Annotated in this window: 11 protein-coding genes and 2 pseudogenes; 6 read left to right on the top strand and 7 right to left on the bottom strand. The window is 65.2% G+C overall.

Annotated elements, in window-relative coordinates; translation table 11 throughout:
- Window positions 1-17: 17 nt before the first annotated feature.
- Window positions 18-1628, bottom strand: a complete 1611-nt coding sequence (locus EPN59_RS05700; RefSeq protein WP_293045682.1) for an ATP-binding protein — start codon at window positions 1626-1628, stop codon at window positions 18-20.
- A gap of 437 nt (window positions 1629-2065) precedes the next feature.
- Between EPN59_RS05700 and EPN59_RS05705 the strand changes: the two genes are divergently transcribed.
- Complete coding sequence (locus EPN59_RS05705; protein ID WP_293037635.1) at window positions 2066-2563, top strand: hypothetical protein; 498 nt, start codon at window positions 2066-2068, stop codon at window positions 2561-2563.
- Window positions 2564-2587: 24 nt separating this feature from the next.
- Here EPN59_RS05705 and EPN59_RS05710 read toward each other — a convergent pair whose 3' ends face one another.
- Complete coding sequence (locus EPN59_RS05710) at window positions 2588-5116, bottom strand: AsmA family protein (protein ID WP_293045685.1); 2529 nt, start codon at window positions 5114-5116, stop codon at window positions 2588-2590.
- 125 nt (window positions 5117-5241) lie between these two features.
- On the opposite strand from EPN59_RS05710, the gene EPN59_RS05715 reads away from it, so the two are divergent.
- Window positions 5242-6018, top strand: coding sequence for an ATP-binding cassette domain-containing protein (locus EPN59_RS05715; RefSeq protein ID WP_293043131.1), 777 nt, complete (start codon window positions 5242-5244; stop codon window positions 6016-6018).
- Entirely contained in the window at window positions 6015-6839 is an 825-nt protein-coding gene (fetB, locus tag EPN59_RS05720; protein WP_293043129.1) for an iron export ABC transporter permease subunit FetB, read from the top strand. Before EPN59_RS05715 ends, fetB begins: the two co-directional genes overlap by 4 nt.
- Before the next feature lie 61 nt (window positions 6840-6900).
- Here the strand turns inward: fetB and EPN59_RS05725 are convergent, their stop codons facing one another.
- The 3 genes and pseudogenes from EPN59_RS05725 to ligD form a co-directional block, all read right to left on the bottom strand.
- Window positions 6901-7461 (bottom strand): DUF6013 family protein, encoded by a 561-nt coding sequence (locus EPN59_RS05725; protein WP_293045688.1) that lies wholly within the window; start codon window positions 7459-7461, stop codon window positions 6901-6903.
- Window positions 7462-7732: 271 nt separating this feature from the next.
- Window positions 7733-8104: pseudogene (locus EPN59_RS05730) on the bottom strand (zinc-binding dehydrogenase); the annotation flags it as partial.
- 47 nt (window positions 8105-8151) lie between these two features.
- Window positions 8152-9042 (bottom strand): annotated as a pseudogene (gene ligD, locus EPN59_RS05735) (non-homologous end-joining DNA ligase); the annotation flags it as partial.
- Between the two features lie 787 nt (window positions 9043-9829).
- On the opposite strand from ligD, the gene EPN59_RS05740 reads away from it, so the two are divergent.
- From EPN59_RS05740 to serB, 3 genes are all read left to right on the top strand, one after another.
- Window positions 9830-10414 (top strand): hypothetical protein, encoded by a 585-nt coding sequence (locus EPN59_RS05740; RefSeq protein WP_293032846.1) that lies wholly within the window; start codon window positions 9830-9832, stop codon window positions 10412-10414.
- Between the two features lie 24 nt (window positions 10415-10438).
- Window positions 10439-11218, top strand: coding sequence for a hypothetical protein (locus EPN59_RS05745; protein WP_293045691.1), 780 nt, complete (start codon window positions 10439-10441; stop codon window positions 11216-11218).
- A gap of 160 nt (window positions 11219-11378) precedes the next feature.
- Window positions 11379-12218 (top strand): phosphoserine phosphatase SerB, encoded by an 840-nt coding sequence (gene serB, locus EPN59_RS05750; protein ID WP_293043211.1) that lies wholly within the window; start codon window positions 11379-11381, stop codon window positions 12216-12218.
- Window positions 12219-12300: 82 nt separating this feature from the next.
- Here serB and EPN59_RS05755 read toward each other — a convergent pair whose 3' ends face one another.
- The gene (locus EPN59_RS05755) at window positions 12301-13485 is read right to left on the bottom strand and encodes a cystathionine beta-lyase (RefSeq protein WP_293043202.1); all 1185 of its coding nucleotides are present in this window, start codon (window positions 13483-13485) and stop codon (window positions 12301-12303) included.
- Window positions 13486-13489: 4 nt separating this feature from the next.
- Window positions 13490-14098 (bottom strand): hypothetical protein, encoded by a 609-nt coding sequence (locus tag EPN59_RS05760; RefSeq protein ID WP_293043205.1) that lies wholly within the window; start codon window positions 14096-14098, stop codon window positions 13490-13492.
- Between the last annotated feature and the right edge of the window lie 28 nt (window positions 14099-14126).

A 14126-nucleotide genomic window follows, 5' to 3' on the forward strand; every position in this document is an offset into this window, starting at 1 on the left:
TCACCACTTCTCCGCAATCACGCAGCGCGCAGCGGCTGATCCGGCAAATCGACGAAGAATGTCGAGCCCGCGCCTTCCGTCGATTCCACCCAGATCCGTCCGCCATGGCGCTCGGCAATGCGGCGCGCGAGCGCGAGGCCGATGCCCGGCCCGCCGGAGTCGTCGCCGTGCAGGCGCTGAAATGCGTGAAAGAGTTTCGGCACGTAGGCTGACGGAATACCGACGCCATTGTCGCGCACATAGTAGGTTCGTGTGTGCGCCCGCGCGCCCTGCGGCGCATTATCGGCTTGCGCTGCGGCATCGAGCACGCCGATCTCGATACGGCCAGGCCGCGCCGGATCGAGGTGGCGCACCGCGTTGCCGATCAGGTTGCTGAAGATCTGTTCGAGCGCACCCGGATCGCCCCAGGCAGGCGGCAGATCCCGCGCGTCGATGCGCGCGGTGTCGGGCAGCGCCCCGGCCGCTGCGCGGGCGCGCTCGACAAGCCGGCCCATGTTCACACGCTGCCAGCGGTATTCGAGCCGGCCCGCGCGCGAGATGCGCAACAGCGCGTCGATGATCGCCGCCGCGCGCGCGACCGCCTGGCGCAGGAATTGCAACGATTCGTTGACCTCGCCGTCGAGCAGTTCGGTCATCGGGCGATGCTCCGTTTCCGGCAGCCCCGCCGATTCGATCTGCACGCGCAGCTCGTCGCACGAAACCTGCAGCTCCTTCGAAAAACCCTGCAGGTTCACGAGCGGCGAGCGCAGATCGTGCGACACGCTGTAGATGAACATCTCGTTGTCCTGGGTCTCCTGGCGCAGATGTTCGTTCGCGCCCGCGAGATCGGCCGCGCGCGCTTCGAGTTGCCGCTTGAGCGCGGCCTGCTCGCGATCGGCCAGACGCAGGCGCGCGCTCGTATGATGCAGCACGGCATCGAGCGCGGCGATTTCGTCATTGCCCGAGAGCGCCGGTGCGAGCCGCACGCCGTTGCCGAGCCGCTCTGCGTTGTCGCGAAGCGCAGCGAGCCGCACGCCCACGTTGCGCGCGAACACGATGGCGGTCACGGCCCAGATCAGCATCGAGCCCACCACGGCGACAATCAGCGCGGCCTGCTGACGCACACGCGTCATGCTCGACGAGGCGCTGCGCAACGCATCGAGCCGCGTCTCCTCGTCGATGAATTCCTTCAGTTCGTCGCGCACGGTCTCGATCTCGGGCGGCATCGCCGCGCCCGCCGTGCGCGCCCACGCGATGCTGCGGCCCGCACGCAATGCGTCGGCGACGTCGGCCGCCTGCGCGCGCCACGCGTAGGCAGCCGCACGCATGTGATCGACGCGCGCGAGTTGCGCCGGGTTGTCGGCAACCATGCGCGAGAGCAACGCGATACGGTCGGCAAATTCGGTCCAGACCGCATGGCGGTCGATGAAAGACGGATCGCCGAGCACGATGCCCGTTCGCACGCGCGCCGATTCGCGCAGGAGCGGATCGACGAGACTCGATGCCTGCCACAGAATCTGCTTGCTGCTCTGCGCGCTGCGCGCCGCGACTGATGCGGCCTCCTGCGTATTGAACACGGCCGCGAGCAGCGCCAGTTCGATGACGCTCGGAATCGCGATCAACAGCAGCCCTTTCGTGAAGAGTTTCATGGCGTGTGTGGCGCGCTTCTGGCTACTAATGAGCGGATCCGGCCGGCGCAGCACTTGCCGCGCAGCACTTGCCGTACTGGACCCCACATCGGGCTCCGCGACGCGGGATGGCCGCAGACGCCAGAACCGGGACATTATCGGCGTGAAATTATTGGATGACAACGGACGCCGCACAGCTTCGGGAGCGTCTGGAACCGCACGTTTTTTAAAGGCGATTTCGACACACTGCGCGCGCATGCAGGTCTATTATTGAGACGGAGATGGCAAAAAACTGCGAAACAAAGAGCGCCGGGATACTTACATGAGCGCGGCAAGCGGTCCGGCATGGCTTTTGCGGAAGCAATGAGGGTTTCGGCTGAGTTCGAATCCTCGTGAATCCTGCAGAACCCTATGCTATAAAGGATCGACGTGCGGCGCGCAAATCCGGGAGTGGTCGCATGGGACAGCTGCGCGATTTGCAATCCTTTTTCAGGCGAGTTTTTATGTCCTTCCCGAAAAGGCGTAAACGCATCAAGGCTGACGGCGACGAATCGTTTCTCGCCGTGCTCAGCCACTTCAAACCGTTCGGTCAACTCGACACCAAAATCGCACGCGCCCGCGCGCAAGACGAGCCGGTGCTCTATGCGCATGTCCTGCCGGGGCTCGATGTTCTGCTCTGCAGCGTGCGCGGCGCACAGCCGCCTTATCCCGGGACGAGCGAATTGCGGCGCCGCTGCATCGAGTTCATTGCGCATGCACTCGAACAGCCCATCGAAGGGCTGGAGAACGGCGGCTACTGGTACGAGGCCGACGGCTTCGGCTTTCTCGTGTTCGCGAGCCGCGCGCGCAGCCGGATCCTCCCCGAGTTCGGCGCAGGGCGCCCGGATGTTGTCTCGCGGCGCGTGACACGCCGCCAGGACGCGGCCGGCGACGCCACGCCGCGCTCGCTGCGCTAACTCCGCTGACGCGCCACGGGCGCGTCAGTTTCCTTTGTAGAGACTCGACCAGCCCATCTGCGGCGCGGCAGTTCCCTGCGCGCTGCCGCCGTTGCCGCCGCTGCCGCCGTTGCTGCCTTTGCTGCTGTTACCGCTCTTGCTGCTGTTTCCACTCGTCCCGGCTGAGCCTGCGCGGCTCGCCGCCGGAAGTGCATTGCCCGGGCTCGCGCGCATCTTCTGTCCTGGCGGCGGCGCGATCGGACGCTTGCGCAGTTGCGCGAAAAGTTCGTCGCACGGCAGCGGCTGATTCTTGCTCGGCGCGATGAGCGGAATGAGCGCAGCGAGCGGATTGATGATGCCAAGCCCGATCATCGCCCCGCCGCGCAGCGCGAGCGCCGCCGCATCCACACCGACGCGAGGATTCTTGAACGTCCCCTTCACATACAGCGGCGAGCGCAGCGAGAACACGCGAAAACCCTTCGTATGCGGATGGATGCGCAGATCCAGCGATTCGTCGCGCAGATCGATCGGGCCGTCGATGTCGATCACGGCGTCGTCGGTGTCGAGTGCGAATACGCGCGGGTTGAGCACACCATTGGTCGCGACGAAATCGGCGGCGGCGCAGTTGATATTCACATCGCGGTTGCCGAACATCTTCTCGTAGACGACGTTGGCCACATTCAGCCCCGCCGCCTCCATCAGCAGGCGGCTGATCGTGCCCTGCGTGACGAGCCCCTTCACTTCGCCATTCGAAGTCGCCGCGAGCGACGCGGGCGAGTTGCCCGTGGCCGAGAGCGATGCGTCGCCGTTCACCTCGCCGAGCGCGGACTGCATCGTCTTGAAGTTCGGGAACAGCTGCTTGAGCTTCAGATGCCGCGCTTGCGCCGTGCCGCGCGCCTTGAGCGGCGTACCGCTGCCGTCGAGCGTGAGACGCGTGGCGAGCGTGCCGCCCGCCACGCCAAAGCGCAGCGGATCGAGCGAGAGCACGCCATCGGTCATCACGACGTGCGTGTAGAGCGCCGAGATCGGCAGGCTGCCCTGTTTGACGATGCGCTTGCCCGTGAATGCAACGTCGGCGTCGATGGCGCGCCAGCGGTCCGTGCGGAACGGTTCGACCGGCAACACGCGATCGGCGGGCTGCTTCACCACGTCGCCGCGCTTCGCCTTGCTCGCTTTGCTGTCCGCGCCGATGATCGGCGCGAGATCGGAGAACTGCAGCAGGTTCGACGTCAGCTCGCCCTTCAGCAGCGGACGCGGCTCGCGCTGCACGTAGGTGAGCGTGCCGTTCAGATCGCTGCCGCCCACCCGGCCTGTGAAGTTCTCGTAGCGAAACTCGCTCGCACCCGGATGAAATTGCCCGACGAAGCGGCCTTCAGTCGCGTAAGGCGGCGTTTCGGGCAGCGTCACGCCGGTGAGGTTGTAGAGATGCGCCATGCTTTCGCCCTGCAGCCACAGGCGCAAATCGACGGCGGCCAGATGCGCGGGATCCGTGAGCGCGCCGACGAGCGCGATATGCATGTCGCCCGCGTGCACGTCCGCCTGCAACGGGAACGGGCGCTTCGCATCCTGCAGCGCGAGCACGCCGCCGAGCTTGCCGGTGCCCGAAACCGGCGTTTGTTTGTACGTGCCCTTGAGCGTCCAGCCGATGGCGTAGAAAGGTTCGGCCGCAACTTTATTCGCTGGGACAGCTGGGACAGCCGAAGCCCCGGAAACCGGAGCGGCGCCGGACGCAGTGGCGGCGCTCGCAGCCGCGTTGTCTGCTTTACCTGCGTTGCCCGCATTCGCGGCGCGTGATGCGCTCGCGCCGCTGGCGGCACTGGCCGCGCTCACTGCAGCCGCACTCGCCGCCGCAGCTTCGGACGCCTGCTGCATTTGCGCCTGCTGTGCAAGCCGCTGCGCGCCAGCCTGTCCGATCGTCTTCGCCGATTCGCTGCGCGCGGCCGCTTCCTGCTCCTGCATGACTTCACCGAGCGGAATCCCGCGCCCGAGCAGATCGATGGTGAGCTGCACATCGGTCTTCGTCTGCTGATCGTCGAGCGCAACAGTGCCCTTCGCGAACGCGATGTTGTGCAGATTGAGCTTCCAGGTCGATGGGCCGCTCGACGGTGGCGGATTGAACGTCCAGTTGTTGCGGCCATCGGCGAGCCGCTCGGCGTCGATGGACGGATTCACGAGATTGATGGCCGGGATCACGATGTCGTGCACGAGCAGCGGCAGGACCATGACCTCAAAATCGATTTCGTCGAGCGTCGCGAAGTGCGGCGCGCGGGCCCAGGCGGGGTTGGCCACCGCGATTTGCGTAGCCGAGAAGCGCGGCCACGGCACCCACGCGTGCCAGCCCGTTTCGCCGACCGGCGCGCGCCAGCCGACCTTCAGATCGCCCTGGATCTCGAACGGCCGCCCGATGGCCTCGCTGACCTTCTCGTTGACCCACGGCTTCGCATGATTCCAGTCGAAGTTGAGGACGAATACTGCGAGCCCCGCGCCGAGGATCGCGACAATCAACACGAGCCATGCGAAGATCCGGGCGAGCGTGCGGCCGACGCCGCGAGCCCCGGATTGCGGTGACATCATGCACACTCCCTGATTTTCCCGCTGTTTTCTTCAACCGTTCCTGAAGCAGCGAACGTGCCTGCCCGCCTGCGCCGGCGTTCGCCATCGTGCTGCGTCACGTTACACGTTTTGTCTGCAATCATTCGATGACAAGCCCGATTTATTCCCGCCGGCCGGACGTAAGCGACGGCGCCCGCCGCACGCCGCTCGTCGAGGCCCGCCAGATTACACGACATGACCCGCAGCGCGGTTTGACGCTGCTGCAGCCGACGGATTTCGCACTGTGCGCAGGCGAGCGCGCCGCGCTGACTGGTCCGTCGGGCTCGGGTAAAAGCGTGTTCCTGCGCGCGCTCGCGCTGCTCGATCCGCTCGACGCGGGCACGGTGCTCTGGAACGGCGAGCCGGTCGCGCGCACGGGCATTCCGCGTTTTCGCCGGCATATCGCCTATCTGCGGCAACGGCCTGCACTGCTCGACGGCACGGTCGAGGACAACCTGCGTTATCCGTATTCGCTCGCGGTCTATCGTGATGTCCGGTTCGACGCTGCATGCGCGGAGAAGCTCTTTGCAGCGGCCGGACGCGGCGCGGATTTTCTCGCGCGGCCCGCGTCGGAACTGTCGGGTGGCGAGGCGCAGATCGTCGCACTCGTGCGCGTGCTGCAACTCGATCCCGATGTCCTCCTGCTCGACGAGCCCACCGCCTCGCTCGATCCCGATTCGGCGCGCGCGGTCGAAGCGCTCGTCGGCGGCTGGTTCGAGCGCAATCCGGATCGACGCGCAACCGTGTGGGTGTCGCACGATCTCGCCCAGGCCGCGCGTGTTGCAAACCGCAGACTCGGCATGCATGCCGGCGTGCTCACGGCAACGGCCGATACCGCGCAGTCCGTCGCCCCGACCGCTCCCGCCACCGGAGCCTCGCGATGAATTCCGTCCTCCAGAACCTCGGCCTCGGCGACGTCGCCATCGCGGCGCTGCTCGTGCTCGTCAACGGCGCGGTGTCGGTCCTGCTCAAGCTCGACCTCGAACGCAAGCTCGCCTGGGCTGCCGCGCGCACGGTTGTGCAGTTGCTCGCGATCGGCTATGTGCTGGGCTGGGTCTTCTCGTACGCCCGCTGGTATGTCGTGCTGCCGCTCATGGCGCTGATGACGCTGATCGCCGGTATCGCCAGCTCGCAGCGCGGTGCGCGCACGTATGCGGGCCAACGCGCCGATAGCGTCGTGTCGATCTGGGTCAGTGCTTGGCTCGTCGCAGCGGTGGGCCTGTTCGCCGTGATCCGTATCCGGCCCTGGTACGAACCGCAGTACGCGATCCCGATCCTCGGCATGATTCTCGGCAATACGCTTACGGGTGTGTCGCTCGGCGTCGAGCGCATGACGCAGGAACTCACGGCGCGGCGCGACCGCGTGGACAGCGCGCTCGCGCTCGGCGCCACGCGCTGGGAAGCCGCTCAGGCTCCCGCGCGCGAGGCGGTGCGCGCGGGCATGATCCCGACGCTCAACCAGATGGCCGTCGTGGGCGTGGTCAGCCTGCCCGGCATGATGACGGGCCAGGTGCTTGCGGGGCAGTCGCCGCTGCAAGCCGTGCGCTACCAGATCGTGATCATGTTCCTGATTGCCGCGGCATCGGCGCTCGGCACGGTCGGCGCCGTGCTGCTCGCGTACCGGCGCGTTTTCTCGCCCGAGCACCGCTTTCTCGCGTCGCGGCTCGTCGAGCGTCCTGCGAGCGCGAAAAAGCGGGCTGCCTGACCACGAAAAGACAACTGAAACGTACGACGAGCGCGCGGAAAACGCATCAACAGCAACGCGCTCAGCGCTGGGCGGAAATCGTGACCTGGGTGCCGTCGCTCAGCGTGATCGTCTTCGGCGTGCCGTTGGTCGACATCGTGAAGTGAACGATCTGGCTAAACGATTTGACGTCGGGGCACGCGAGCGTCGCCCCGCCGCTCGATACGCTGCGCGTGCCATGCGGCGCCTGCGCCCGGAAGCTCACCTGGACGTTCGCGGTGCCGCGCGCGTCGACGATCGGCGAGAGGCGCAGCTGCGTCTGCCGCACCACGGCGCCGTTCGCGTCGAGCGGGAGCGTTGCGAGATCGGGGCAGCCTTTCGGCGCGGCCACTGCGCCGCCGGGCGGCGTCGTGCGCCAGGTGAAGTCGTCGGTGTCGCCCGAGCGCAGCGTGCGCGTTTCCGATGAGTTGCCGAATTGCTTCGACGTGACCTTCACCGTGTAGCGAATCGGCCCGTCCGTGGCAGCTTTGGACGTGACCGTGACGGGTGTGGTCGCGAACGCCGGCAACGCGAATGTGCACGACGCGGCGAAGGCAAAGGAGGCGAGTACCGCGTGAGCGCGGCTTGAGCGACGGCGTAGCATGCGTGATCTCCTGACGGGTGCTGCCGCGCGCCGCCGTTCAAGGAAGCGCGCCGGTATGAAGCTCATAATTAATGAGCGGATGATCCGTTCCTTTAGTCTAGCGCGCCGCGCAGGCGCGTGCTTCGAGTGCAAGCACTTTACAGACCAGGTGTTATCCCGCTTGCCACGCTCCGGATTTTAGGGGTGCAATTATCAGACCAATCGATGCAGGCGCAACGAGCGGAGCAAACCGCGGCCAGGTGAACCTGCCCCGCCCGAGGCCGCCTGCGCCTCAGAACCCGCTCAGCACGAGCTTGCCGATCGCACGGCCTGCTTCCAGCAACGCGTGCGCGCGCCGCAGGTTTTCCGCGTTGATCGGTCCGAGCACTTCGCCGACCGTCGTGCGCAACGTCCCCGCATCGACGAGGCGTGCAATCTCCGTGAGGAGCTTGTGCTGCTCGATCATATCGGGCGTGCCGAACATCGAGCGCGTGAACATGAACTCCCAGTGCAGCGCGGCGCTCTTCGCCTTGAGCAGTTCGACCGGCACCGGCTCCCTGTTTTCGACGATCGTTGCGATGCCGCCCTGCGGTTTGATCGCTTCGGCGGCGGCCGGGAAGTTGGCGTCGGTGTCGTTGAAGATCAGCACGTAGTCGACTGCGGGGATGCCGAGCGCGACAGTTGCGCTGGGATATCGGCGAAGTGTGTGCGCTATCTGTCGCTCTCTTCGAGCCCGATCGTCAGCTCCGCAGTGACCTGCTGTTTCACCCCCCCATACGCGGCCCACGGATCGGCGCGATCGAGCGTGGCCAGGCGCTCGTCGATGTTGTGCAGCGTCCACTGCGCGCCGCCGCTCGTCTGCGCAAGCTCGTCCCACGCTATCGGCACCGACACGCCCATCCCGGGCCGCGCCCGCACGCCATACGCAACCGCCGTGCTCGCACCGCGCGCGTTGCGCAGGTAGTCGACGAAAATCTTCTTCCTGCGATGTTCGGGACCCATCGTCGCGGTGATCCGCGTCGGCGAGTCCGCGGCCAGATGCTGCGCGACCGCGCGCGCGAATGCCTTCACGTCTTCCCAACCCGTCTCGGGCGCGAGCGGCACGACGATATGCAGCCCCTTGCCTCCGCTCGTCTTGCAGAACGACTCGAGGCCGAGCGCCTGCAACAGCGCACGGGTCATGTCGGCGGCCTCGATCATGCAATCCCAGCCGAGCACCGGATCCGGATCGAGGTCGAACACCACGCGGTCGGGCCGCTCGATGTCCGTCACGCACGCATTCCACGTGTGCAGTTCGATGGCGTCCATCTGTGCGGCCCCGATGAGCGCCTCCAGCGAGTCGATCGTCAAGAGCGGCGGATGGCCGGGGTCGAGCCCTTCGTGCTGCGTGAGTTCGGGGATCGGCGAGCGCGCGCTGTGACGCTGGAAGAACAGCTCGCCTTCGAGACCGCGCGGCGCGCGCACGAGCGAAACCGGCCGATCGAGCAGATGCGGCAGCAGCCAGCGCGACGCGCGCGCGTAATAGCGAATGACATCGATCTTGCGCAGGCCGCTCGACGCGTCGATGACGCGTCTTGCACTCGTGATCGGGATCCCAGCGATGTCGGCATCGGCCGGCGTGTCGGGAACGCGGGCGATGCGCCGTGGGCGGCGGCCGGACACGGCGCGCGAAACCGGCGCAGCCGTGCCGGAAGCCTCGGAACGCGCGCCGCGCGGCGTTCGGGCGAGCGTGGCGTGTTGATTCTTGTGAGCGTCCTGCATACCGGTTCCCCTTGCGCACATTGGCACGCGGATCACGCATCTGGTCTCGCAAGATACGGGCCGCGCTGCGAACGGCTGATGCCAGGCGAAGGCAAGCGACAACCGCCCCTATCGGACCGCCGCGCGAATATTCATTGTGCAACTAAAGCGAGCTTTCAATCCAGCAAGGTGCGCGAATGGTCAGATCAATGCGGGGACACTCGACGAAAGGGACGGCAAAGTGCGCCATGAATCGTTCGAGCGAGACCGCAATTGCCGGAAGTCCGTGAACGGGGGCGATATGCCTGTTCTTCGCCACCACTTAATGCAATAGAAATCGTCCCGGTCCATCACGCCGCGTGAGCAATGCCATGCGTCCGCTGGATTGCATATGCGGTACGGGCATGCTCGCCCGACGGGTTCATTCTTCCTTCGACAAATAAATTTGCACTGCCATGCATTACACGTGCAAATTCATCGAGAAATGGTGAAAACCAGGCCGTTACGCCAAAGATATGACAAACCTTTACAGTGACCTCGGCTTAACTTGTCATATAGCAGTGCGAACATTTATTGCGAGCGTGATTGGCAATGTCGTAGACGATGCTTAACCGCCGGTCACACGCAATCTCATTGCGCGGGAGTTGATATGTGGCAGTTCAAAGCTGGAGTCGGCGCGACGATCGCTGTGCTGGTTGCGCTCGGAGCACGATGGATCGTTGCTGCCGATACCGACACCGACATCGCACGCAAACCCGTGCCGTCCGCGACGCCTGCGCCTGTCCTGCCGGCGATCAAACGCAGTGGCATCGATCCCGGGCCGACCGATCGCCTGACGCAGTCTTTACCACCCGCGCGCCCGCTGCCGCAGCGGTTCAACGACTATCTTGCCCAGCAATACGCCAACTCTGCCGTGACACGTGAGGCGCTGACGCAAATCGCCCAAGGCTGGAGCCAGGCGGTCCATAACGTGCGGGATCCGCAGGATGCCAAACGTGCGGGCGATGAAATTGCGCAAGGCATCGCCTGCGCGCTAGGCGAGGATGTACTCGCCAAGGTCGATCTCGATCAACAGGAGATGCTCAACCGAATCAAGGCCGCGCGTGCGGTCATGCTCGATGACGAGAGCGACACGGTTGCCTATCTGCGTTTCCAGGCGTTGGCCGGTGGTCAGTTCTTCGACGATCCACAAGCTAAGCCGTGCCGCTTCGATCCATCCGTCCTTCTCAACTGAGTGCAAACCCAAGGAGATTTCCGCATGAAGTCACCCGTCACCGTCCTGCTCGCGAGCGCATTGCTCACCCCGTTGAGTGCGATATCCGCGACGCCTCCCGGTTCGGCGATTGTGTTCGTCAACGGCATCAACAACACATTCGACGATGCAGTGGCCAATCTGCAGATCGTGAAAAAGCAGCTCAACGCGCGTGACAAGAACAATGCCTACGTCTACGGCAATGCGTACAACGCAACCCAGGGTTTCTTCACCGACGTCAAGTCGGTGTTCAAGCAAAAGGCCAGGGAGGGATCGAGTCCGGCCGATTTCTGGCGTGCCATCGACGGGGGTTCCCTGCCAGCCAGCGGCATGAATGCGGAACTGCAGAAGAAGTACATCGCCATCCTGGCCAGGAGCGACGTTCCGGAATTGCCGGATCACTTGCGCAAGTATCGCGGGTATCTGAACGACAAGCGCAAGGTCGTGCTGATTGGCCATTCACAGGGCTCGCTGTACGCGAACTTCGAAATCAACTTGCTGGTGACCGGGCCCGACAAGGCGCAGGGCGCAATCAGCGCGGTTAATGTGGGCAGCGCGACGCGCTACCAATTGCCGGGGTCAAGCTATCTGACGTCAAGCTCCGATGGCGTAATCGGCGCCCTTAGACTGGTACAGACGGTGCTGCCGGAGAACTTCTCAATGGGCTGGCATCCGCTGTCCGATGTGATGGGGCATTCGTTCTCGAAGATCTACATGAACAAGAGTTACGGGGCGGCAAACCAGATTCTGCAAAAGGTTTCGCAGCAAGCGTACAACGGGAAATAACCCGGCAGGTTCTGTCTCATCGTTGACGTGATATGACCGCTGGCATGCGCCGCATGCCAGCGGGCGCACCGGGCCAGATCGGCGAGCAGTTACAATGTCCCGATTTGCCGCGCCGCTCCCGGTTCACAGCGCGGTTCACAGCCCGCTCCCCGTCCACGTCATGAATCTCGTCATCCAGAGTCCCGCCTCGCTGCCCGCCGTTCACCACAAGCCGCTTCTCGCGCTCGCGCGCGGCAGCCGCCTCGCGCCAATCGACGAATTCGCAATCCGCATCGAAGGCGCCGTCCCCGCGCAACGCGGCGATCTCGACGTCTATTGCGGCACGCACCAGCTGGATTACGCGTTCGTCGAAGCGGGACGCGAACTCGCCGATTTCGGTCTCGTCGCCATGGACATGGATTCGACGTTGATCACCATCGAGTGCATCGACGAAATCGCCGATTTCTGCGGGCTGAAGGCCGAGGTCGCGGCGATCACCGAAGCGTCGATGCGCGGCGAGATCAAGGACTTCAACGAGAGCCTGACCCGGCGCGTGGCGCTGCTGAAGGGGCTCGACGCGAGCGCGCTGGAACGCGTCTATGAGAAGCGGCTGCAACTGTCGCCGGGCGCGACGCAGATGCTCGCCGGTGCGAAGGCAGCGGGCCTGAAAACGCTGCTCGTTTCCGGCGGCTTCACGTTCTTCACGGAGCGCCTCAAGGAACGCCTCGGCCTCGACTACACGCGCGCGAACACGCTGGAGATCGTCGACGGAAAGCTGACCGGTCGCGTGATCGGCGAGATCGTCAATGCCGATGTGAAGGCGCGCACGCTCGTCGAAACCTGCGCGCAACTCGGGATCGAACCGCGCCGCGCCATCGCGATAGGCGACGGCTCGAACGATCTGAAAATGATGGCCGAAGCGGGCCTTTCGGTGGCATTCCGCGCGAAACCCGTGGTGCGCGAAGCGGCGAGCGTCGCGTTCAATTTCGTCGGGCTCGACGGATTGCTGCGGCTGTTCTGATTGCCGCTACACCAATGAAACAGCCGCTGCGCCTGCAAAGCGCAGCGGCTGTTTTCTTTATGGCGCTGCCGCGTGCCTGCGCTCAGGCGAGCGTGGCCAAGGCCTGCTCGATATCGGCGCGCAGATCGGCTTCGTCTTCGAGCCCCACGTAGAACCGCACCAGCGTGCCGCGATGCGGCCAGCTCGCGGCCGTTCGCATCGACGCGACGTGATAGGGCATCACGAGGCTGTGCGACCCGCCCCAACTCCAGCCAATCGCGAACAGTTCGAGCGCCTCACAGAACGTGTCGATCTGCGCGGGCGTATAGCGTTCGTCGAACACCACCGAAAAGAGCCCGCCCGCGCCGGTGAAATCGCGCACGAACGACGCGTGGCCCGGACAGTCCTCAAACGCCGGATGCAGCATCGCCGTAATTTCGCCACGTGTCTTGAGCCAGCTTGCGAGCGCGAACGCGCTCTTTTCGTGGGCCTCGAAACGCGCCTTCATGCTGGGCAGCGCGCGCAGCACGAGCGAACAGTCGTCCGACGACACGCCGATGCCAAGCCGCATGCGCGCCTGCTTGAGCTTCAGATGCAGCGCGTGGTCCTTCGTGATCGTCGCGCCCATCAGCACGTCGCTGCCGCCCGACTGATATTTCGTGAGCGCCTGCACGGAAATGTCGATGCCGTGTTCGAACGGCTTGAACGCGAGCCCGGCCGAATACGTGTTGTCGATTGCCGTCACCACGTTGCGCGCGCGGGCCGCAGTCGTAATCGCGCGCACGTCCGGCACTTCCATCGTCACCGAGCCAGGCGCCTCCAGCCAGATCAGCTTCGTGGCGGGCAGGATCAGATCGGCGATGCCCGCACCGATCAGCGGATCGTAGTAGCGCACCGTGATGCCGAAATCGCGCGCGAGCCAGTCGCCATGCTCGCGGTTCGGCGAGTAGACGTTGTCGGGAATCAGCACGTCGTCGCCCGCTTTCACGAGCCCGAAGTAGACGTTCGAGATCGCCGACAACCCCGACGGCTGCAAGAGCGCGTAGTCGCCGCCTTCGATTTGTGCGAGGCGCTGGGTCAGCATGGCCGAGGTCGGCGTTGCATGCAGGCCGTAGCGCCATTGCGAGTCGTCGCGCCAGTCGAGCGCGCGCACCGTCGCGAGATCGGGAAACACCACCGTCGAAGCGCGCGTAACCGGCGCGGCGAACGATTCGAAACCCGGCGTGATCTCGTCTTGCGGATGGACGATGCGCGTCTGCAACGCGCGGCTGGTGTCGTTTTTCTTCATGGGGTTACTCGCCGATCTTGAGATTGCTGACGCCGTTCACTGCCTGGCCGCTCGGGGATGCGGGTTCTGCGGGTTCGTCCTGTAACTCCGCCGCAGGCTCGGCGGACGGAGGCGGCACGGGCTGCCCGGCCGTCAGCGGCTTCAGTTCGAAGGCCACCGGGTTCGAATCGTCCACTTCCATGCGCGCGCCCGCAATCGAGCCGTCGGCGGCAAACGTGCCGACCCAGTTGCCCGTGATACGCGTGCCGTCGTTCGACTCCTCGGCTTCGAGCGTCGTGCCTTCGTGGTCGCCCGCGATCAGGATCACGACGCCGGTATCGGTGAACTGGTATTCGCCGTGGACGCCGGTCGGGTCGTCCGTCTGCGGGCCGAGCCGCATCACGATCTGACGCTTGCCGAGCATGCCGGCGTAGCGCGGGAAATGCGCGAAGTCGGGGTTCGGCCTGAGCGGCTGCGCGACCGTGGACCGCGCAACCGTTTCCTTTGCCGCGCTGGCGGCCTGCTGCGCGTGCGCGCCGAGCGGCAGCGCGAGCGCAACGGCTGCCAGCGCGCACGCGGCCCGCATCACGCCGCGCGACGCGGCGACCCGTTGTGTTGAGGTCGATACTTCCATCTGGCTCCTTCCTTCGAGTGCGCCGCGC

The organism is Paraburkholderia sp. (assembly GCF_004298475.1).
In the GTDB taxonomy this organism is placed as follows: Bacteria; Pseudomonadota; Gammaproteobacteria; order Burkholderiales; family Burkholderiaceae; genus Paraburkholderia; species Paraburkholderia denitrificans.

Coding starts and splice junctions, on each gene's coding strand:
- EPN59_RS05700 (WP_293045682.1), bottom strand. CDS start 1,628: ATGAAACTCTTCACGAAAGGGCTGCTGTTGATCGCGATTCCGAGCGTC.
- EPN59_RS05705 (WP_293037635.1), top strand. CDS start 2,066: ATGGGACAGCTGCGCGATTTGCAATCCTTTTTCAGGCGAGTTTTTATG.
- EPN59_RS05710 (WP_293045685.1), bottom strand. CDS start 5,116: ATGATGTCACCGCAATCCGGGGCTCGCGGCGTCGGCCGCACGCTCGCC.
- EPN59_RS05715 (WP_293043131.1), top strand. CDS start 5,242: ATGACAAGCCCGATTTATTCCCGCCGGCCGGACGTAAGCGACGGCGCC.
- fetB (WP_293043129.1), top strand. CDS start 6,015: ATGAATTCCGTCCTCCAGAACCTCGGCCTCGGCGACGTCGCCATCGCG.
- EPN59_RS05725 (WP_293045688.1), bottom strand. CDS start 7,461: ATGCTACGCCGTCGCTCAAGCCGCGCTCACGCGGTACTCGCCTCCTTT.
- EPN59_RS05740 (WP_293032846.1), top strand. CDS start 9,830: ATGTGGCAGTTCAAAGCTGGAGTCGGCGCGACGATCGCTGTGCTGGTT.
- EPN59_RS05745 (WP_293045691.1), top strand. CDS start 10,439: ATGAAGTCACCCGTCACCGTCCTGCTCGCGAGCGCATTGCTCACCCCG.
- serB (WP_293043211.1), top strand. CDS start 11,379: ATGAATCTCGTCATCCAGAGTCCCGCCTCGCTGCCCGCCGTTCACCAC.
- EPN59_RS05755 (WP_293043202.1), bottom strand. CDS start 13,485: ATGAAGAAAAACGACACCAGCCGCGCGTTGCAGACGCGCATCGTCCAT.
- EPN59_RS05760 (WP_293043205.1), bottom strand. CDS start 14,098: ATGGAAGTATCGACCTCAACACAACGGGTCGCCGCGTCGCGCGGCGTG.